Genomic DNA, 21,948 nt, shown 5'->3' with positions numbered 1-21,948 from the left:
TAATAAATTAACTTTCTAAAAGTTCAATAATTCCTTGCTGTCCATCAATTCTTACTCGTTGGCCATCTCTCAATAATTCAGTCGCATGGTGAACATCCATAATTGCTGGAATTCCATATTCTCTGGCAACAATTGCCCCATGAGACAAGGAACCCCCTACTTCTGCTATGATACCACTAGCACGGGCTAATAAGGGGCCCCATCCTGAATCAGCATAGGGAACAACAATGATTGTATTTGGGGGGATTTCTGCCAAAGTTTGGAAATTTCTACAAATTTTAATCCAACCTTCCGCTTGACCAAAACTGGCCCCAATTCCTTTTATTTGTTGATTAATTATTGATAATGAAGGCTCAAATTGATTAAGAGTTGGGGTGATATTACCATAGACAATATAGGGAATTGTGACAAGGTTTTGGTTTTGGCTGAATTCTGCTTTTCGTCGCTTTATTTGTGCCGAAATATTTGACTCTAAGGCTACATTTTGATGGGAAATAATTTCAAAAATTTCATCATAGGTTAAGAAAAAGATGTCTTGAGTTTGTGAGATTATGCCTTGTTTAATTAAGAAATCAGCTAAACTAAGAAAACTCCAACGTAATTGAGCGAGTAATTGAGAATAAATTTCCGTAACTTTTCCTTTGAGATTTAATCTTTTTTGAACCTGTTTAGTTGTCCAGTTTTTAGTAATTTGTTTGCTATTAATTTCTACAGGTTTATCCTTTAAAACCAACTGAGTAAATAATAGTTTAACACTTTGAGGATTATCTTGCCAACAAGGAACAGCAATATCCGTAGCCACATCACTTAGATAACCATATTTTGCTAAAATAGAATTAAATTCTAGGATTATTTTTTGTCCTTGAGGATGATGACTAATTTCCTCAAATAAAGCATCACAATTATCAATTATACGACCATTAATTAAAGCTTTCGTCTGAAAAGCTAACTTTTCTAAGGCTTGTAAAGAAGCAATTTCTGGAGTTTCTTGGTTATCTAGGGTTTCAGGAGGAACTTTTAATAAATTTTGTCGTAAAGCTAAACTTAAGGGAGCTAAAATACTATAATAAGTGGCTGATTTTAGCAATAATAAAATGCTTTCAATTCGCTTTAATAAATCTTGGGGAGATAAATCAGGCAGCGATTGATTATATAATTTATCCAGATGAGGCTTAAATAATGTTTTATTGTCCTTTTTAAAGTCTTTTTCTAACTTGCCTTCTTTCCTCAATAAACGTAATAAACCAGGTAAACTAATGAGAGTAGAAATTAAAGAGGGCTTACTCATTTTTGCCCCTCTAGTGAGAAATTCTAAACTTTCTGGAGGTAGGCCCATTCGTTGAAAAATATCTCCTAATAGGGTTGCGTTAAAATAAGCTCTTTGATAATGTAAAGTCGCTGTTTCGTCGAAGTCTAAACCTTGAGATTGTTTAGCTAAAACTAGAGTAAAAATATCCCCCCAAACCCCACAAGTCAAGGGTCTATTAATTGACCAAGTGAGAGGATGAATTACCCCTGGAATTACTTCTGAGGCAATTTTCCGCGTCCAAATTGGTCGTAAATTGGTAATTGTTCGGGTTTGTAATAACCATAATTGCTCCCCATCATAACTCCATTCTATATCTTGAGGAATTCCATGATATAAGGCTTCTAAATCTCTCGCCAAAATTGCCACTTTTTCAATTAGTTGTGGTGGAACATCTCCTGTATTTTGAGCTTCTAACTTGTTGATTTTAATTGCATCAGTTTCGTTGTTATGGTAAACTTCGACTTGATATTGTTTAGGTGTAATTTTTCCTGATACAACCTGATTAGCTTCTCCTGGCAAAGCTTCTATAACAACAAAATTACTAAGAGGATTAACCGGATCTCGACTAAAAGCAACCCCAGAAAATAGCCCTTTAACTTGGTTTTGAATTAAGACAGCCATACCTTGATCGCTTTGTCCTTGATCTCGACGATATTTAATGGCATGAGGATGATTATAAGATGCCAAACAATCTAAAAGAGCAGCTTGTAATTCAGCTTGATTTGTAACATTTAAAATTGTCAAATATTGCCCTGCTGCTGAAGCAGTTTCACTATCTTCTCCAATAGCAGAAGATCGCACCACAAGGGGGTGAATGGGACTCGGATCAAGGTAATCTATTAAAAGCTGTGGATCATCACCAGGAAGGAAGATCCAACCATCAGGAACTTGATACCCTAAACCCTTAAGAGAGGATAAAGTCGCTGCTTTTTGCCCAACTTTTGTCGCCTCTAATTGATGATTTAAGGAAACAATCGCTTTCTCGCCTCGGAAGAATTTAAACATTTTTCTAGAAGAAGTTTTAACCCCTGTTTCTGGTAACTCTAAATCATCAGGAATTTTGCTAAAAATCCAAGCCATTAACCCTGATAAACTCCAAGCCATAGCAATATATCCTGAATCATTAGGATGTCTCAATGTTAGGATAAAAGCTAATAAGAATAATGCCACTAAACGGCCTGTGCTACGATCACGAAAAATAGTAAAACTGCCCCCACCTATTAATGCAGTTAAAAAGGTTGCTTGCCAATCATGGGCTATCATGCCCCAAAATAAATTAGTGGTTCCGGCACCTTTTCCCATCCAATATCGTCCCATAATTAGGGCAATTAATGCCATTAATTCCCATATTGGTTGCACGGGAAAAAAATAACGGGCTAATAAAATAGCAATAATTCCTTTTCCTGCTTCTGATAAAGCCGCTAAAATTCCAACAAAGGTTCCCCCATGATAAAAAGCAGCAGAAACTGAGACATTTCCTGTTCCTAGTTGCGACAATTTTTGTCCAGTAAAAATATAAGTTAACCACTCAATAATAGGCAGTCCCCCAAGGAGAGGACAAAAGAAAAAAATAACTAGAGAACCCCAAATTGATGTCATAATAAAGTTAGGAATTAAGATAATATAATTTTTTATTTATCAATCTATAAATTTTAAGTTTAAGAGGTGTTCTCCGATTTTAGCCATTAATTGCCAAGGTTTAAACTAAATTTATGTTATCTTAACAAAGAATGCTTTTGTCAACATCAATCATGCTCAAAAAACAAGTATTATTTATGAGTAATGGGCATGGAGAAGACCTTAATGCTAGTCTCATTCTCCAGGCATTAGTAAAAATTGCTCCTCAAATCATTGTAGCAGGAATGCCTTTGGTTGGGGAAGGCAACGCTTACCATTCTTTAGATATTTCTATTGTCGGCAAACCCCAAAATTTGCCATCTGGCGGCATTTTTTATATGAATATATTCACGTTACTGAAGGATTTAAGTGCCGGGTTAATTGGACTCACTATCTATCAAATTCGTACCCTCTTAAAATCTAGCTCTAATTATGATTTAATTGTGGCTGTTGGGGATATTTTTCCCGTCACCATGGCCTATATTTCTGGTCGTCCCTATGTGGCTTTTTTGGTGTCTACATCCAGCTTTTATGAAGGAAAATTACAGCTTCCTTGGTTAACCCGTTTAGGTTTGCGATCGCCCCGATGTTTAGCTATCTTTACCAGAGATAATTTTACTGCAAAAGACTTACAAAATCAAGGGATGAAAAAGGCAATTTTTGCGGGCTATCCTATCATGGATGTTCTCACGCCAACCGGTCAAGATTTGCATTTAAACCCTAATATTCCTATGATTGCTTTATTACCAGGTAGTCGGGTTCCTGAAGCTATTCATAACTTAGAATTACAATTACAAGTCTGTGAAATATTAGCTGATTTAGAAACAGTTCAATTTCGGGTTGCTTTGGTGAAAAGTATTACAGAATTAGACTTAGAAAATTTGGCGAAAAAACAAGGATGGCACTATCAATTCCCAGGAATACTCACCAAAAAATCAACAGATAAAACAATAATTATTCAAGGTTATTATAATGCTTTTTCTGATATTATTTATCAATGTAATTTAGCAATTGGCATGGCAGGAACCGCCGTTGAACAAGTAGTAGGCTTAGGAAAACCCGTCATTCAATTACCAGGAAAAGGCCCCCAATTTACCTATGAATTTGCTGAAGCCCAAATGCGACTATTAGGCAATTCTATAACCACAATTGGCAACAATTATAAAAATCCTGCTATGTTTACCCAAGCTGCTCAAACAATTCAAAGAATTTTAAAAGATAATGCTTATTTAGAAAATTGTGTCAAAAATGGTCAAGAAAGAGTCGGAAAACCAGGGGGATCTCAAGGCATTGCTGAGGCGATCGCTAAGTTTATTTAGAAGCTGAACCCTTAAGAGTTCAGCTATAAGGTCAAAGCCCGCGAAGGCGGGCTTTGTTTGTATAATCCCAGGCTTGAGACTGAGGGAATTTTAATGAGTTTCAGCTTAAAATTTGAGCTATTTGCGTTTGCGTCTGAGTAAAGCCGCACTAACTAAACCAAAAGCCGCCAAGCTAAGGGCAGATGTTCCCTGCTCAGGAACGCTTGTGATCCTGATGGTGCGGTCAACATCGCTATCTGCGTGTTGGATGTTAACATAGGCTACATTGGGGTTAAACGGATCGAAATACAAACCAGTTGGTTCAGCCCCTAAAGTAGACATACTTGCCCAACGTGCGATTGACTCAGCCACCCCGTCACGGTTGACATCACGCACGAACCAGATATCAGCATCGCCACCAGGTTGATCTTCGACAATGTAGATATTGCCTTTAGAATCGATCGCCAAGTTATCTGGATTGTTGAAAACATTCCCCACCGCTAAGCCCGTTGCTTCGTCGATGGTGTTTTGGCTGACAAATTGATTAACCGTAGCATTGTTACCATTTAGGAGAATTGAGAAAGCATCATCCCTAGGTTAGACTGTTAATAATTGACAGTTAATGAAAATTAAATGCTGAGTTGGATATTTTTAATGAGTCTCATAAATTCACATACGCAGCTTACCAGACACTTTTTAAGATAGAGTTATGGATAGATTATATTTGGATTGTGATTACCTAAAATCCCTTATCTGGCAGGGAATAAAAGGGTTGAGAAGCTTACTTTCGTACTTCTTTAAATAAAAATTAAGATTGGTGAAAATCAACATTGTTTTTATTTTTCCTATTCTCATTAAAAATAAAAATTGATATCAAAAACATTATAATTCTATTCTTGAGAAACCGTAATATTCAACTTATAATTAACAGGTTTATCCGCTTTAGATACCACTGTAAACTCATAATAACCGCTTTCGGGGAGTTCTCCTGACCATTGATGTTCTGGAGAATCTTCTAATAGATTATTATTGCCAGTCGGTGAATAAATCGATAACAATAAATGGCGATTACCTTCTAACTTTACCTCTATTTTTTCTGAGGCATTTAATTGTAAAACATAGGCTTTTCCTGCCCCAACTTCTAACCTTTCTTCTCTTTCAATTGTGGGAAATTCTGATGCTAAAGAAAGCTTTTCATAGACAGTTCCTGACTGTAAAGCTGTTAAGGTATCTAACACCATCGCACTCCAAACTTGACCAATAGGTTTATCCAAAAAATCCTGGTTTATCTGTTCAGGAAACTTCGACAAAAATTGCCCATCCACTAAATCATATAACGCTCGACTACTCAAATGTAAATTATTAACCCGTAACTTCCAACTATCTCGTTGTTCTTGAGTATAACTGCCGATTCCTTGCATTGCTTCCCCACTTAACCCTTCTAGAGTATCTAACAAATTAGCCGCCGTTTGATCCCATTTTTCTCGCCAAGAAGCATCATCTTTCCCATTACTCAAGATCCGTCCTTTCTCCGAAGGATACTGATCATTAAACATCTCATCAACCACATTGACAAACCAACTTTGATCCAGCCCTAATTGACGACGACGAGTGCGTAATTCCGTTTTACGTTGTAACTCTTTATCACTGATTTTTGTCGTTGATTCTTCGTTAGAAAAAACAGAAACATTCTCATGATTTTTCTTAGATGCTAGTACCTGAGAGAGCCAGACTTTTCCTGCCCACCATCCAATCATTCCTGAGCCTAGAACTAGGCTCAAAATTAAAATAAGCTTACCTAAACAGCCAGTGAGCGGACTATTTTTACTGCTAGTCAATGTCATATTGGTTTGTATTTCAGAGGTTGGTTGATTAGAATTTTTTCCAGTAGAAATCTGAGAAATTATAACAGGATTCTCTCTAGAATTAACAACTAATTTTGCGGGGGTGGTGAGTTGAGGAGTAAGATTAGTTAGGGCATCAATCACCCCTTGGGCCGAATCATAGCGATCGCCGGGATCTTGAGCCAACATTTTTTGTAAAATATGGGTCAAAGAATCGCTTAAAGACAATTCTGAGGGCCAATGCCAAAGGAATGTGTGTGGATCAATTAGGGTTAGAGGTTCCTTACCCGTCAGCAAAACAAGAGCAGTGGCAGCTAACCCGTATAAATCACTAGAAACCGAGACGATTCCCTGATTAATCTGTTCCTGGGGGGCATATCCTGGTTGACCAATTTGTAGAATTTTGGCGGTGAGTAATTGAGGTTCTTTAAAATAGGTTGTGGCAATAGCAGATAGTTGTTTAACACTGCCAAAATCAATAAGAATCGGTAATTTATCCTCATCAGGACCAAGAATATTATCAGGGGTTAAATCACGGTGAATAATCCCCTTGCCATGAAGATAAATGAGAACGGGTAAAATATCTAATAAAAATCGGGTCACTTCTGCTTCTGAGAAGACTTGTCCTTGACTTAAACGTTGATTTAATAGCTGACGATAAGTTGACCCTTCGATATAATCTTGTGCTAAAAATAAACTGATTTTTTCTTCGTGTTTGAAGGGAAATAATTCACGAAAACGAGGAATTTGAGGATGCTCAAGAGTGTAGAGAATTTGGGCTTTTCGTTGAAAGAGTTCTTCGGTTTTTTGTAAAGCCTGGGGATCATGAACATCAGGGGCAAATTCTTGCAGAATACAAAGTTCCTTGAAGCGATGACGATCTTCAGCTAAGTATGTCCGTCCTAATTTTCCTTGTCCGAGTTGACGTAGGATCTGATAGCGATGATTAACCGTTGCGTCAGGTTGTAACCAAGTATCCATAGACAATTGCCAGGTTATTACAATTTTATGATTGTATCCCATCAAAGAAAATCCAAGCATAACCTCAAAGGGTATAATATAATGTCAGACCTGCCTGATGAGCTATTGGGGATTTCATGAGCAAAAACGAACGCCGAACCTTTCTGCTGGACTTTGAAAAACCTTTATGGGAGTTGGAAGCCCGCATTGAGCAAATTCGGCAATTAGCAGAAGAAAACAATGTCGATGTCTCCGAGCAAATCGCTCAACTGGAAAATCGTGCCGAAACCCTACGTCAAGAGATTTTTACCGCATTAACCCCCTCCCAACGTCTCCAGTTAGCCCGTCATCCTCGTCGCCCCAGTACCCTCGACTATATACAGGCGATCGCCGATGAATGGTTTGAGTTACATGGCGATCGCGGGGGATCTGATGATCCGGCCTTAGTGGGAGGTGTGGCCCGTTTAGGGGGTCGTCCTGTCCTTATTTTAGGCCATCAAAAAGGACGGGATACGAAGGATAATGTCGCCCGTAATTTTGGAATGCCGGCCCCTGGAGGTTATCGCAAAGCCATTCGCCTCATGGAACACGCTAACCAATTTGGGATGCCCATTATTACCTTTATTGATACCCCTGGGGCTTGGGCCGGGGTAGATGCAGAAAAATTAGGTCAAGGAGAAGCGATCGCCTTTAACCTTCGTCAAATGTTTAGTTTTGATGTCCCCATTATCTGTACTGTGATCGGGGAAGGAGGATCAGGCGGTGCTTTAGGGATTGGAGTCGGCGATCAATTACTGATGCTAGAACACGCCGTTTATACCGTTGCTACCCCCGAAGCCTGTGCGGCCATTCTCTGGAAAGATGCGAAAAAATCTCCCCAGGCCGCTGTTGCTCTCAAAATCACCTCCAGCGACTTAAAAGAGTTGGGAATTATTGATGAAATCATCCCCGAACCCTCTGGGGCAGCCCACGCTAAACCCCTAGAAGCTGCGGCCCTTCTCAAACAAACCTTATTAAAACATCTGGAAGAATTATCAATGTTGTCCCCTGAACAGCGCAAAGCCTTGCGGTATCAGAAATTCCGGAAGATTGGGGTCTTTTTAGAGCGAGAACCCGCTTTAACCGCAACCCACTAGCTCATGATAGAAAGGTATCGGGGATCAGTCCCACAATCATTGGATTTCAAGATCCTTAACCGTGAACTGTCCCCAGAGAATGTTATAATTTCAAAGTGAACTTTTGTAACAATTTCTTAGATTTTGAAATGTTACGTTTGCTTTGCCCAAGGGAGGTTGTCACTTAGTCAAGTCCAGGAAACCGGAGCTAAGACAATCGATAGTCTGTTGTCTTGACCGCCAAGAAAACCCTATCTGAGAATTCCCCTGATTACCGAAAGCGTTTTCCCCTCGCTAGCGGTTTATATAGAAAGATGAGTATACCATGAGTTCTTCATCAAATCAACCCAAAGCAATTATCACAGGCGCAAGTCGTGGTATTGGCAAGGCAACCAGTTTAGCCTTTGCCCAAGCAGGGATTGACGTTGCCCTGGTTAGCCGTTCCCTTGCTGAACTCGAAGCTGTGGCTCAAACAGCTAGAGAACAGGGAGTCAAGGCCAAAGCCTATGGGATTGACTTAAGTCAGCTATCAGAAATACCAGCAAAAATCCAAAAAATTGTCGCTGATTTTGATGGCATTGAAATTATAGTCAATAACGCAGGAATGGGGTACACCAATTTGTTGCGGGAGACATCCCTATCAGACTGGCAACGGGTCATGGATTTGAACCTAACCAGTGTCTTTCAATGTGTTCAAGGGGTCTTACCCCAGATGCGCGATCGCCGCCGAGGAACCATTATTAATGTCGCCTCTATTGCCGCCACTCAGCCTTTTGCGGGCTGGGGAGCCTACTGTGTCAGTAAAGCGGGTTTGGTATCTTTTTCCAAAGTCTTAGCGGCGGAAGAGCGAAGCCATGGTATTCGTGTCGTGACCATTGTGCCTGGTGCAGTTAATACACCGATTTGGGACACGGAGACGGTACAGGCCGACTTTGATCGCGCTGCTATGCTCAAGCCTGAGCTTGTGGCGCAAACCATCCTTCAGGCGGCCCTCTTGCCAGCAGAAGCCGTCATGGAAGAGATCACCATTTTACCCAGTGCTGGAACCCTTTAATCCCCGATAAGCGTTTTTACTTTAACTATGACAATAGCTTCTTCCAACGGCTCCAATCGCCTTAACTCCAATGCCCTTAACCCTAATTTAACGGAGCGAGTAGTAGTGACTCGGCCTGATCGCAATACCCACAATGGACAGCAAGCTAAAATTCAGACCCCTTCTGATGTTAGTACCGAGAAGATGATGGATGCTGTCCGCACGATGTTAGAAGCGGTGGGAGAAGATCCGGAGCGGGAAGGGTTGCTCAAAACCCCGAAACGGGTAGCAGAGGCCATGAAATTTCTCACCCAAGGTTATGATCAGTCTCTCGAAGAATTAGTCAATGGGGCGATCTTTGACGAGGGACACAATGAAATGGTGTTAGTTCGAGATATTAATTTCTTTAGCTTGTGTGAACACCATATGTTGCCGTTTATGGGCCAGGCCCACGTCGCTTATATTCCTAACCAGAAAGTGGTTGGACTGAGCAAATTAGCGCGGATCGTCGAAATGTATTCCCGTCGTTTGCAGGTACAAGAGCGTCTCACCCGTCAAATTGCTGAGGCCATTCAAGAAATTTTAGAACCTCGTGGGGTAGCTGTTGTGATGGAAGCTACTCATATGTGTATGGTTATGCGCGGCGTTCAAAAACCTGGCTCTTGGACTGTCACCAGTGCCATGCTGGGAGATTTTCAAGAAGAGCAAAAAACCCGTGAGGAATTCCTCAATTTAATCCGTCATCAACCCAAATTCTTTTAAGCTGTCTAAAAGTTTGACGGCGATCACAACAATGAATTAAGCCACCTCTATAATAGATTAAGGGGTGGCTTTTGTTATGATGAGTTGGGATAGCTTCGTTAGCTAACACCCACATTAGAGGAGGCATATACCGCAACAGTCAATAAACCACCGATTAACAACAAAGCAGCAACTCCCATGATAATGTAGTTACGTTGTTGAGACTTGGTGGGAGGAGCGGCCTCATAGACTTTTGGCTCTGCCGCAAAGTTATTTAAACGTCCGCCTTCTTCTGTTGTATAGGGCATGAAAAATTCCTCTACATTAAATTTTTTATTTTAGTCACTGTTCTTAATATAATATAAAAAATCTTTACAAACAAGTCAGTCATCAAAAGTAGCAAGACACAAAATAGAACAGTAAATGCACAGAGTTTTGCTAAAAAACAGTAAAAGAGATCCGCAAGATTGCCTAAGCAATAACCCACCAAACTGAGCTAATCTACAGAATATCCCTGATTGTTGCTGATTGTCGGCATTGGGAAGGTTTCACTCAAGAGCGATAGTTGACTCTTTTCTTAATTTTTAAGGCTGTGGTTCTTTTCAATGACAGATCCGTCCTCCCGTTTTCATTCCTATCTTCCCCTAGGTATTAGTTTATTGATCGGGGGGGGAATTTCAGTCATCGCTGCTTGGACGGGTTGGAATCTCGAATTAAATCAAGCTAAGAAGGTATTTGAAGGACAAGGAGATCACTTGGCCCAACATATTCAACAACATCTTCAAGAATATATTCAAGTGACGAATGCTTTAGGGATTTTTTATGAGGCATCTGATGAAGTAACTGGTGAAGATTTTCGAGCTTTTACGACACCTTTTTTAGAGGAGTATTCAGGCATTTTGGGCATGGCATGGGCCCCTCGAATTTCTCAAAAAGAACGTCCTCTTTATGAAAAAAAAATGAAATTTGAGGGCTTTCCTGATTTTACAATTTGGGAAAAAGATGGTAAAAATCCAGAAAATAACAGTGAATATTTTCCAGTTACTTATGGAGAACCAAAAGCCATTTATCAATCAGTAATCGGTTTAAATTTGGGGTCAACGGAAAGCTTAAATATTCCGCTACAAAAAGCAAGAAATACGGGAAAAATTACAGCAAGTGAGCCAATTAATTTAATTAATGGAGGGATAGGATTTATTCTTTATTACCCCATTTATCGTCGTGGTAGCACGGTAAATACTGACTCACAACGCCATCAAGAATTTAGGGGAACTGCCTATACAGTTTATCGCCTTGAAGACTTAATAAAAATGACGTTGAAGCATTTACCTAATTACGAGCTTAGCTTTTATTTAATTGAGCAAGAACCAACTAAAAATAACGATATTTTTTTGACATTTGATGCTCAATCTAAACAGTTTAAGAAGTCTAAAAATATAACCTTAAATCTGCCATCTAGCTGTCAACAATTATTAAATTGTCAGCGAACACTAAAAGTAGCTGATCGTAAATGGTCATTAATAATAACTCCTAATATTAAGTTATTTCCTATCGTCGTAAAATCAGGAATAATTTTGATGTTTGGACTAGGATTAACAGCTTTGGTTACTGCTTATATAGGAAAAACTTTAGTAGAAAAAAAGCGAATTGAGGAATTAGTAGAAGCACGAACTGCCGAATTGATTAAAACCACAGAAGAATTAGAAGAACGGGTAAAGCAAAGAACGGCTCAATTAGAAGCTGCTAATCAAGGGAAAAATGAATTATTAGGACAAATGAGCCATGAATTGCGTACTCCTCTCAATATTATTTTGGGATTTCTAGAATTACTGAACCGAGATCGCACCTTGACCCTAGAACAACAAGAAAATTTAACCATTATGCGTCGGAGTGGCGAATATTTATTGACCTTGTTTAACGATATTTTAGAAATTTCAAAATTAGAAGTCGGTTCAGATTTTGTTAATCCAACTTCCTTTAATTTGAAAAAACTAATTGAGCCAATTATTGAAATGTTAAAGCTTAAAGCTCAGAGCAAAAATTTACAGCTAATCCTTGATATTGATCTCGAAGTTCCTACCTATATTAAAACCGATGAAAATAAATTAAGACAAATATTAATTAATCTTTTAGACAATGCAATAAAATTTACAGATAAGGGCAGTATTACCTTACGATTAGTCAGTAATAATCAATCATGGACATTGGATGAAATTAGCAATAATAATGATTCTTCACAACAGATTATTTGGATTGAAGTGGAGGATACAGGCTGTGGAATTCCTTTAGACATACAACAAAAAGTATTTGAACCCTTTTTTCGAGGAATTCCCACGGAAGGGGCAGGATTAGGCTTATCCATTACTCAAAAATTAGTGCATTTAATGGGAGGAAAAATTTACTTAAATAGTCAAGTCAATCAAGGAACAATTATTCAGTTTTATTTGCCTATTATTCTGCCTGAAGAGCCTGAAGTCAGCCAAATTGGGGCGAATCGAAAAATCATTAGACTTACTCCCAATCAACAAGAATATCGAATTTTAATTGTAGACGATCACTTAGAAAATAGACAGTTATTAATGAAATTTTTACAGCCTATTGGCTTTCAACTCCAAGAAGCTAATAATGGACAAGAAGCCTTAGAAATTTGGTATAATTGGCGACCTAATTTAATTTTTATGGATACTCGTATGCCAATCATGGATGGCTATAGAGCCATTCAACAAATTAAGGATTTAACTCAACAAAATAAGACAACTATTATTGCAATTTCGTCAGGTACGTTAGAAAATGATCACATTAATAGATTAGCTTCAGTTTGTGATGACATTTTGTATAAACCTTTTGAAATTGAGCGATTACTCCATAAAATCAAACTACATTTAGGCGTGAACTATGATTACGAAAATGAAGAAAGGGAAATAAAGAATGAAGAGAATTTATCGATTCATTTAACCCCGTCATCTTTAGAGATGATGCCCCTGGATTGGATTAATCAAGTGTCTTGGGCGGCGAGTGCTGGAGATAGTCAAAGTTTGTATAAATTAATTCAACAAATACCCCATCAACAGATTGCTGTTGCTATCGGGATGACTGAGTTAGTTAATCACTTTAATTTTCGTCAAATCCGAGAACTTACTCAACCTTTAATGAATGAATCATGAAGACAGAAACTCCCTATCAAGCCAATATTTTAATCGTTGAAGATCAACTTGACAATCTACGATTACTCTCTAATATTCTTCAAGATCAAGGCTATCAAGTTAGACAAGCTATTGATGGAGAAATGGCTTTACTTGCGGCGGAAACTCAACCCCCTGATTTAATGTTATTAGATATTAAACTTCCTCAATTGGATGGTTATCAGGTTTGTCAGCAATTAAAGGCTAAAAAGAATACGGCTGAAATTCCGGTCATTTTTCTCAGTGCTTTCGATCAAATTGGGGAAAAAGTGAAAGCTTTTGAAATGGGAGGAGTAGATTATATTACAAAACCTTATCAACTGGAGGAAGTTTTAGCTAGGGTTGAAAATCAAGTAAAAATCAGTTTATCCAGTCAACAATTAAAAGGAAATAATAGTCAGCTAAAACAACAATTAAAATTAACAGAAGCTGCCCAACAATTTTATTCTCAACCCCAAATTGAAGCCTACTTATTGCATCAAGCGGTGGCGGCAACTCATAATGGAATTATTATTACCGATGCCACTCATCCTGATTATCCTATTATGTATGTTAATCCTGGATTTGAAAAAATGACAGGGTATTCTTTAAAAGAAGTTAAAGGAAAAAATTGCCGTTTTTTGCAAGGAAGTGATCGCCATCAACCCCAAATAGAACAACTACATCACCGTATTGCAGAGGGGAAAGCTTGCTGTGTTATCCTCAGAAATTATCGAAAAGATGGTTCTTTATTTTGGAATGAAGTGTCTTTATCTCCCGTTCTTGATGAATCAGAAAAAGTCATTTATTATATTGGCGTACAAACTGATGTAAGCACCAGAAAACGAGCAGAAGAAGAACAACAAAGATATGAAGCATCTCTGAACAAAATGAACAGGGAATTACACGATCTTAATTATAAATTACATCGATTAGCCAATCTTGATGGCTTAACCGAAGTGGCTAACCGTCGTTGTTTTGATGAAACCTTAGAACAAGAATGGCGACGTTTAGCAAGGGAGAAAAAACCCTTATCCTTGATTTTAGGAGATATTGACTATTTTAAACGGTACAATGATACTTATGGCCATTTAGGGGGAGATGATTGTTTGAAAAAAGTGGCAAAGGCGATCGCTAATACAGCCTTACGTCCTGCTGATTTAGTCGCTCGTTATGGTGGAGAAGAGTTTGCGGTTATTTTGCCCGAAACTCCCCATGAAGGGGCAACACAAGTGGCCCAGCGCATTTTAGAAGGGATTCGCGCTTTAAATATACCTCATAAAGCCTCAGATGTTCAACCTTATGTCACCATGAGTTTAGGAGTAGCAACGATGATTCCTTCTTTAGAATTAGATCTTAAATCTTTAATTGATAGTGCAGATGATGCTTTATTTAAAGCGAAAAAACAAGGACGTGATCAAGTGGTTAATGCTAGACTTTCTTGATTAGTTTTGAATCATTTTCAATTTGTAAAAATACACTAAAATAGCACTGTGAACAATAGCTATTGATATTCACAATTAATAATTCAATAATGAACACCATCACGCTTAATGTAAAACCCGTTCAACTCACCGATGAAGAATTTTATCAACTTTGCCAAGTCAATCAAGCATGGCGATTGGAATTAACGTCTAAAGGAGAATTATTGATTATGTCCCCATTAGGTGGAAAAAGTGGTAGTCGAGAAGCCAGATTAATTAGTAAAATATGGTTATGGAATGAACAAACAAAATTAGGAATCGTCTTTAGTTCTTCAACTGTTTTTCGTTTACCTAATGGGGGAAAACGTTCCCCTGATGTGGCATGGGTTAAATTAGAAAGATGGGATAGTTTAACAGACGAAGAACAAGAAAAATTTCCTCCTTTATGCCCTGATTTTGTGCTAGAATTGCGTTCACGAACCGACAAATTAGAAGACTTACAAGAGAAAATGGCGGAATATCTTGATGCAGGATTACGGTTAGGATGGTTAATTAATCCCCAACAGCAACAAGTAGAAATTTATCGCCTAAATCAAGATAAAGAAATTGTATCTCTTCCTGCTAATTTATCGGGGGAAGATGTGTTACCTGATTTTATTTTAGATATACCTGTTATATAATTCTTTAACCATCGGATTATGCGGTGAGTCGTGCAGGAATTTATGAGAATCACACTCTAATCTTATTTGTAATTCTTCAGTAAAGGAAAAAGGACGATATTGATCAGATGGGTTCAGGGTTATTCCATTGGGTAGCCAAGATGACGGCTGTTTCATTAATTGTTTCATTGCTATTGTTATTACTTATTGAGTAAGAATTTGCCAATAAATGGGCTAGAATCTATCAGTTAAGGTGCGTTACATTTCATTAACGCACCCTACAAGAGCAGCGATCGCACTAGAACTTACTACTAATTATATTAATTGTGATATTAATCACAGAAAAATATGATTAGTATCACAGACAAATATATGATTTAAAGGGGAATATATAGTTACTTATTTGGAGCTTTTCTTATGGCTAAAGGGGATCATATTTATATTCAATGCCTTGGTTATGATCATCATGGCATAGATTGTGGTGATGGTACAGTGATTCATTATTCTGGTTCTATTAAAGGAGGAACAAAAAAAATAGTTAGGGACTCCAAGAGTAAGTTTGCCAATGGAAAATCAATTAAGGTTAAAACGTACGAAAATAAATATTCTCTTGATTTAATAGTTCAGAGAGCAGAATTTAGATTAAAAAACTCTTATAAAGAAGGCTATAATCTAATATTTAATAACTGTGAACATTTTGCGTATGATTGCACTCAAGGTAAACCTGATAGTCCGCAAGTAATAAATGGAGGTAGTGCATTAGCACTTGGTATGACTGTAGCTGGATTAGCTCCAGTAACTGCAACAGTTTCGGCTGGTGGCATTCTTGGATTAGTTGGTGTTACTACTACTGCTGTCGCTCTTGCTCCTACTATTGCACTCGGTGGTTTAGTAGCAGGGCTAGGCTATTTAGGCTTAAAAGCATTGGACAATTCTGATTAAGAAATAGAGTAATTTTAAGCTTTTGTAGGGTGGGAAAAAGAATATAATTTCTCATGAAAAGGTTAAATTACCTAAATTTTCTCGCCCTACCCCTACTCTCTAAAATCTAACCTGTTTGAATAATAATTTTGGATTATTTTTTGAGTCCATAAGTTGACAAATTAAAAAAAATAACTATAATCTTACCATAATTGATTAAGGTTGAGGAATTTGATCTCCATCTTCTAATAACATCAATAAATGAACCCTAACTGCTTCTTTAATTTCTTGAATTGCTTCCTCTTGACTGTCACCATTCGCCATAATTACCAATTCTATACATTTTGCTAAATATACCTGATCTTCTGACGAAAATTCAACAAGATAAGAATAATTTTTAATATACTCTGAGATATTTATCATTGTTCTTTCCCTCAGATACCAATAATCACCATAAAATCTGAACAGAATAACTAATAAACGCAGTATCTTTAGTGATGATTGTCATTTTCTCTACTATACTTTGTGAAATGATCAAGCGATCAAAGGGATCTTTATGATGAAAATCTAGCTTTCTTAATATATCTAAATGCTCAGGACTAATTGCAAGCAATTCTATATCATTATCATAGACCTGTTGCTTTACTAGATCAGGCAATGATACTCCTAATTTAAGCTTACCAATACTAACTTTAATTGCTATTTCCCATAAACTAGCAATACTTACAAAACGCTGGTTATCTTTATTTTCAATTAACTGTCTTGCTGTCTGACTCAGATTTGAACTTCCATCAATAAACCAAAGAAAAGTATGAGTGTCAAGTAATAATTTCATGGTTCGTAATTTTCAAAATCTGTTAAAGGTTCATCAAAATCATCTGACATTTCAATCAAACCTTTAGCACTTCCAAATTTTGGACGAGGTTTTTTTGACTTCAGAGGTAGAATTTGAAAACATTCCCCATCATCACTAATAATAATCACTTCTTCTCCTTGAGATGCTTTTTTAATTAGTTCCTCTAATTGATTATTTGCTTCTTTTAAGTAAAGTTTTTGCATAAAATTTAGCTCCATTTTTTATTTATATGCTTACATTAATTATAAGTTTACCATAATTGATTGAGGTTCAGGAATTTCATCCCCATCTTCAATTAACATCAATAAATGAACCATAACTGCTTCTTTAATTTCTTGAATTGTTTCTTCTTGACTATCTCCATGTGCCATAATTCCCAATTCAAAACATTTCGCTAAATAATCTTCATCTTCTGACGAAAATTCAACGAGATAAGAATAATTTTTAACGTAATAATTAATATCAATCATGATTGTCTCCCTATAGCTTCATCAATATCCATCATAAATCTATGTTATCTATTGCATTAAATCAATGACGTTGATTTTTGTATCATAACTGAGCTAATCTTAACCAAAATTATAGCAGCATTATTTTAAATACACTTAATGTATTTTTTGTCAATATTTAATTAAATAACTTTTATTAAGCAAAATTGGACTATACACTCAGGCAATTTGTCAAAATTTGTAACGAAATATTTCATGTTTCTTTACAAAATGTGTCAAATCATCGATTAAACCATCAATCGGGTGTCATTTTCTGCTACAAACACAGAGGAGTCCTATTTCATTTTTTGCCAACTCCTCTAAGGGGTTGCACTGTTTATAACCTGTTTAGGCTATCATCAAAATTAAGGAGCATTATCATAGATGTTTACTCACGTCAAGTCCACCATTCGCCATATCGTTCCAGAGGCAATAAATGGTCGTTCTTTGCTCAAGGTGGTCTATGTCGTGTTAGAACCTCAATATCAGAGTTCTCTCTCGGCGGCCGTTAATGCTATCAATAAGAATAATCCCAATTTAGCCATCGAAATTAGTGGTTATCTCATAGAAGAATTGAGAAACCCCGAAAATTACGAAGAATTTAAACAAGATGTGGCAGAAGCAAACTTATTTATTGCTTCTCTCATTTTCATTGAAGACTTGGCCGATAAAGTGGTAGACGCGGTTAAACCCCATCGTGATAACCTAGATGCGGTGGTGGTGTTCCCCTCAATGCCCCAAGTAATGCGTCTTAATAAATTAGGCAGCTTTTCCATGGCACAGTTGGGACAGTCCAAAAGTGCGATCGCCCAATTTATGCGGAAACGGAAGGAAAATTCTGGGGCCGGTTTCCAAGATGCGATGTTAAAGTTATTGCGAACACTTCCTCAAGTGTTGAAGTATCTTCCGGTAGAAAAAGCCCAAGATGCTCGCAATTTCATGTTAAGTTTCCAATATTGGTTAGGGGGTTCATCGGAGAATTTAGAGAATTTTCTGTTAATGTTGGCCCATAAGTATTCCTATCAAGAATTACTCAAGGATCAAAAGGTTGAATATAAAGATCCTGTTGTCTATCTTGATATGGGAATCTGGCATCCTTTATCCATGAAAATGTTTGAAGATGTCCCCTCCTATTTGAACTGGTATAACAGTCGGACTGATATTTCTGATGAGTTAAAAGATCCTTTGGCCCCTTGTGTGGGATTAATATTACAACGGACTCACCTAGTAACAGGAGATGATGCTCATTATGTTGCTATGGTACAAGAATTAGAGTGCATGGGCGCAAGGGTTATTCCCGTTTTTGCGGGAGGGTTAGACTTTTCTAAACCCGTAGAAGCTTATTTCTTAGATAATACGGTTAAAGGAGTTGAACCTGTTCCGATTGTAGACACGGTAGTATCATTAACAGGGTTTGCCTTAGTTGGGGGGCCAGCGCGTCAAGATCACCCCAAAGCGATAGAATCATTAAAACGCCTCAACCGTCCCTATATGTGCGCCTTACCCTTGGTATTTCAAACTACCCAGGAATGGGAAGCAAGTGATTTAGGGTTACATCCGATCCAAGTTGCGCTACAAATAGCCATACCTGAGTTAGATGGGGCCATTGAACCTATTATCTTATCAGGACGGGACGGTAATACAGGACGGGCGATCGCACTTCAAGATCGGATCGAAGCAGTGGCCCAACGAGCGATGAAATGGGCTAATTTACGGAAAAAACCGAAATTAGAGAAAAAAGTCGCTATTACGGTGTTTAGTTTCCCACCAGATAAGGGAAATGTGGGAACTGCCGCGTATTTAGACGTATTTGGGTCTATTTACGAGGTAATGAAAGCTTTACGAGGCAATGGCTATGATCTGCCAGAATTACCTGAATCTCCTAAAGAATTGATGGAAGCGGTGATCCATGATGCTCAGGCTCAATATGCCTCTCCTGAGTTAAATGTAGCTTATCGGATGTCTGTGGAGCAATATGAACGCTTAACGCCATATTCCGTCCGTTTAGAGGAAAATTGGGGGCCACCTCCTGGAAATTTGAACAGTGACGGACAAAATTTACTGATCTATGGTAAACAGTTTGGCAATGTATTTATTGGGGTACAACCTACCTTTGGATATGAAGGTGATCCCATGCGGTTACTGTTTTCGAGATCTGCGAGTCCTCATCATGGGTTTGCTGCTTATTACACCTATTTAAACCAAGTTTGGAAAGCGGATGCGGTGTTACATTTTGGGACTCATGGATCACTGGAATTTATGCCAGGAAAACAGATGGGAATGTCCGGGGACTGTTACCCTGATACTCTCATTGGTATGATTCCCAATTTGTATTATTATGCGGCAAATAATCCCTCAGAAGCAACTATTGCTAAACGTCGCAGCTATGCAGAAACCATCTCTTATTTGACTCCTCCTGCTGAGAATGCAGGGTTATATAAGGGATTAAAAGAATTAAGTGAGTTAATTGGTTCTTATCAAACCTTAAAAGATAGTGGTCGCGGTGTTCCCATTGTTAACACCATCATGGATCAATGTCGGATAGTCAATTTGGATCAGGATATTGAATTACCTGATACGGATGCTAAAGATATGACCCAAGAAGAACGGGATAATATTGTCGGTTTGGCCTACCGAAAATTGATGGAAATTGAGTCCCGTTTATTACCTTGTGGACTTCATGTCATTGGAAAACCTCCCACCGCAGAAGAAGCGATCGCAACTTTAGTAAATATTGCTGCTTTAGATCGGGAAGAAGAAGAAATTCTCGCTTTACCTCGCATTATTGCTAACAGTTTGGGACGAAACATTGAGGAAATTTATCAAAACAGCGATCGCGGAATTTTAGAAGATGTAGAGTTACTACAACAAATAACTTTAGCAACCCGTGAAGCAGTTTCTGCTTTAGTTAAAGAACAAATAGATGCAGAAGGACGAGTTTCTTTTGTCTCTAAACTCAACTTTTTTAACATGGGTAAAAAGACACCTTGGGTAGATACTTTACATAATTTAGGTTATCCTAAAGTCGATCAAGATGCCTTAAAACCCCTGTTTGAATACCTCGAATTCTGTTTAGAACAAGTTTGTGCAGATAATGAATTAGGGGGTTTACTGAAAGCATTAGAAGGGGAATATGTATTACCTGGCCCTGGTGGTGATCCTATTCGTAACCCCAACGTTTTACCTACTGGTAAAAACATCCATGCGTTAGACCCTCAATCTATTCCTACCTTAGCCGCCGTTAAGTCTGCTAAAATTGTGGTAGATCGCCTGTTAGCCCGTCAAAAAATTGACAACGGAGGCAATTATCCTGAAACCATTGCTTGTGTATTATGGGGAACCGATAACATCAAGACTTATGGGGAGTCTCTCGCACAAATCATGTGGATGGTAGGGGTTAAACCTGTACCCGATGCGTTAGGAAGGGTCAATAAATTAGAGTTAATTTCCCTCGAAGAATTAGGAAGACCTCGTATTGATGTAGTTGTCAACTGTTCTGGTGTGTTCCGTGACCTATTTATTAACCAAATGAACCTTTTAGATCAAGCGGTTAAAATGGCAGCAGAAGCGAACGAACCCTTAGAGATGAACTATGTTCGTAAACACGCATTACAACAAGCAGACGAAATGGGAATTAACCTGCGTCAAGCAGCAACCCGTATCTTTTCTAATGCTTCTGGTTCCTATTCTTCTAACGTAAACTTAGCGGTAGAAAACAGCAGTTGGGAAGAAGAAAAAGAGTTACAAAATATGTATCTCAACCGCAAAGGTTTCGCCTTCGACTCTGATAACCCAGGAGTCATGAATGATAACCGCAAAGTGTTTGAAGCAGCGTTAAAAACGGCTGATGCGACATTCCAAAACTTAGATTCTTCCGAGATTAGTTTAACGGATGTTTCCCATTATTTCGACTCTGACCCGACAAAAGTAGTGTCTAGTTTACGGGAAGATGGTAAAAAACCTTTTGCTTATATTGCGGATACAACAACTGCTAACGCACAAGTTCGTACATTATCCGAAACCGTCCGTTTAGATGCGCGTACCAAGTTATTAAACCCTAAATGGTATGAAGGAATGTTATCTCACGGTTATGAAGGTGTACGGGAACTTTCTAAGCGTTTAGTCAATACAATGGGATGGTCTGCAACTGCTGATGCAGTAGATAATTGGGTGTATGAAGATGTTAACACAACCTTTATTCAAGATGAGGAAATGTGTAAACGTCTGATGAATTTAAACCCTAATTCTTTCCGTAAAATGGTCGGTACTTTACTCGAAGTAAATGGCCGAGGTTACTGGGAAACCTCAGAAGAAAACTTAGACAGGTTACAGGAATTATATCAGGAGGTTGAGGACAGAATTGAAGGAGTAGAGTAGAAACTAATCCTTAATAACTGACTGTAGAGACGTTGCCTGCAACGTCTCTACTTTTTTGGGTAAAGAACCATAAAAAAGTACGTATCTAATATCATTTGTCAATGAATTCAATCACACTAATGTTGTGATTAATATCACTAATATC

Annotated in this window: 17 protein-coding genes; 9 read left to right on the top strand and 8 right to left on the bottom strand. The window is 38.0% G+C overall.

Annotated features, from left to right (window positions below; all coding sequences use genetic code 11):
* Positions 1–7: 7 nt before the first annotated feature.
* Positions 8–2,908, bottom strand: coding sequence for a glycerol-3-phosphate acyltransferase (locus tag VB715_RS12730; protein ID WP_323301592.1), 2,901 nt, complete (start codon positions 2,906–2,908; stop codon positions 8–10).
* A 152-nt stretch (positions 2,909–3,060) separates the two neighbouring features.
* Between VB715_RS12730 and VB715_RS12725 the strand changes: the two genes are divergently transcribed.
* On the top strand, positions 3,061–4,245 hold the full coding sequence (locus VB715_RS12725; protein WP_323301591.1) for a lipid-A-disaccharide synthase-related protein: 1,185 nt from the start codon (positions 3,061–3,063) through the stop codon (positions 4,243–4,245).
* A 117-nt stretch (positions 4,246–4,362) separates the two neighbouring features.
* Here VB715_RS12725 and VB715_RS12720 read toward each other — a convergent pair whose 3' ends face one another.
* Entirely contained in the window at positions 4,363–4,746 is a 384-nt protein-coding gene (locus VB715_RS12720; protein WP_323301725.1) for an alkaline phosphatase PhoX, read from the bottom strand.
* Positions 4,747–5,114: 368 nt separating this feature from the next.
* Positions 5,115–7,049, bottom strand: coding sequence for a serine/threonine-protein kinase (locus tag VB715_RS12715; protein ID WP_323301590.1), 1,935 nt, complete (start codon positions 7,047–7,049; stop codon positions 5,115–5,117).
* A 116-nt stretch (positions 7,050–7,165) separates the two neighbouring features.
* Here VB715_RS12715 and accA point away from each other — a divergent pair, with 116 nt between their 5' ends.
* The 3 genes from accA to folE all read left to right on the top strand — a co-directional run bounded on the left by accA (position 7,166) and on the right by folE (position 9,938).
* A complete protein-coding gene (gene accA / locus VB715_RS12710; RefSeq protein ID WP_323301589.1) occupies positions 7,166–8,164 on the top strand; it encodes an acetyl-CoA carboxylase carboxyl transferase subunit alpha in 999 nt (332 codons plus the stop codon).
* A 304-nt stretch (positions 8,165–8,468) separates the two neighbouring features.
* Positions 8,469–9,197, top strand: coding sequence for an SDR family oxidoreductase (locus tag VB715_RS12705; RefSeq protein WP_323301588.1), 729 nt, complete (start codon positions 8,469–8,471; stop codon positions 9,195–9,197).
* Positions 9,198–9,224: 27 nt separating this feature from the next.
* Positions 9,225–9,938: a GTP cyclohydrolase I FolE gene (gene folE / locus VB715_RS12700; protein ID WP_323301587.1), complete on the top strand. Its 714-nt coding sequence runs from the start codon at positions 9,225–9,227 to the stop codon at positions 9,936–9,938.
* Positions 9,939–10,036: 98 nt separating this feature from the next.
* Here the strand turns inward: folE and psb34 are convergent, their stop codons facing one another.
* On the bottom strand, positions 10,037–10,225 hold the full coding sequence (gene psb34, locus VB715_RS12695; protein WP_323301586.1) for a photosystem II assembly protein Psb34: 189 nt from the start codon (positions 10,223–10,225) through the stop codon (positions 10,037–10,039).
* A 297-nt stretch (positions 10,226–10,522) separates the two neighbouring features.
* Here psb34 and VB715_RS12690 point away from each other — a divergent pair, with 297 nt between their 5' ends.
* From VB715_RS12690 to VB715_RS12675, 4 genes are all read left to right on the top strand, one after another.
* Positions 10,523–13,081, top strand: a complete 2,559-nt coding sequence (locus VB715_RS12690; protein WP_323301585.1) for a CHASE domain-containing protein — start codon at positions 10,523–10,525, stop codon at positions 13,079–13,081.
* Complete coding sequence (locus tag VB715_RS12685; RefSeq protein WP_323301584.1) at positions 13,078–14,523, top strand: diguanylate cyclase domain-containing protein; 1,446 nt, start codon at positions 13,078–13,080, stop codon at positions 14,521–14,523. The genes VB715_RS12690 and VB715_RS12685 overlap by 4 nt, the downstream gene beginning before the upstream one ends.
* A gap of 89 nt (positions 14,524–14,612) precedes the next feature.
* Positions 14,613–15,182, top strand: coding sequence for a Uma2 family endonuclease (locus VB715_RS12680; RefSeq protein WP_323301583.1), 570 nt, complete (start codon positions 14,613–14,615; stop codon positions 15,180–15,182).
* 396 nt (positions 15,183–15,578) lie between these two features.
* Positions 15,579–16,103: a lecithin retinol acyltransferase family protein gene (locus VB715_RS12675; RefSeq protein WP_323301582.1), complete on the top strand. Its 525-nt coding sequence runs from the start codon at positions 15,579–15,581 to the stop codon at positions 16,101–16,103.
* A 195-nt stretch (positions 16,104–16,298) separates the two neighbouring features.
* On the opposite strand, the gene VB715_RS12670 is transcribed toward VB715_RS12675, so the two are convergent.
* From VB715_RS12670 to VB715_RS12655, 4 genes are read right to left on the bottom strand one after another with little or no spacing between them, the layout of a single operon-like run.
* Positions 16,299–16,505 (bottom strand): HicB family protein, encoded by a 207-nt coding sequence (locus VB715_RS12670; protein ID WP_323301581.1) that lies wholly within the window; start codon positions 16,503–16,505, stop codon positions 16,299–16,301.
* 25 nt (positions 16,506–16,530) lie between these two features.
* Positions 16,531–16,917 (bottom strand): type II toxin-antitoxin system VapC family toxin, encoded by a 387-nt coding sequence (locus VB715_RS12665; RefSeq protein ID WP_323301580.1) that lies wholly within the window; start codon positions 16,915–16,917, stop codon positions 16,531–16,533.
* On the bottom strand, positions 16,914–17,156 hold the full coding sequence (locus VB715_RS12660; RefSeq protein WP_323301579.1) for a type II toxin-antitoxin system prevent-host-death family antitoxin: 243 nt from the start codon (positions 17,154–17,156) through the stop codon (positions 16,914–16,916). The genes VB715_RS12665 and VB715_RS12660 overlap by 4 nt, the downstream gene beginning before the upstream one ends.
* A 24-nt stretch (positions 17,157–17,180) precedes the next feature.
* Positions 17,181–17,408 (bottom strand): type II toxin-antitoxin system HicB family antitoxin, encoded by a 228-nt coding sequence (locus tag VB715_RS12655; protein WP_323301578.1) that lies wholly within the window; start codon positions 17,406–17,408, stop codon positions 17,181–17,183.
* 402 nt (positions 17,409–17,810) lie between these two features.
* On the opposite strand from VB715_RS12655, the gene VB715_RS12650 reads away from it, so the two are divergent.
* Complete coding sequence (locus VB715_RS12650) at positions 17,811–21,803, top strand: magnesium chelatase subunit H (RefSeq protein WP_323301577.1); 3,993 nt, start codon at positions 17,811–17,813, stop codon at positions 21,801–21,803.
* Positions 21,804–21,948: the final 145 nt, after the last annotated feature.

It is taken from the genome of Crocosphaera sp. UHCC 0190 (genome assembly GCF_034932065.1).
Lineage (GTDB): Bacteria > Cyanobacteriota > Cyanobacteriia > Cyanobacteriales > Microcystaceae > UHCC-0190.
This window is presented reverse-complemented; position numbering and strand designations above follow the sequence as displayed.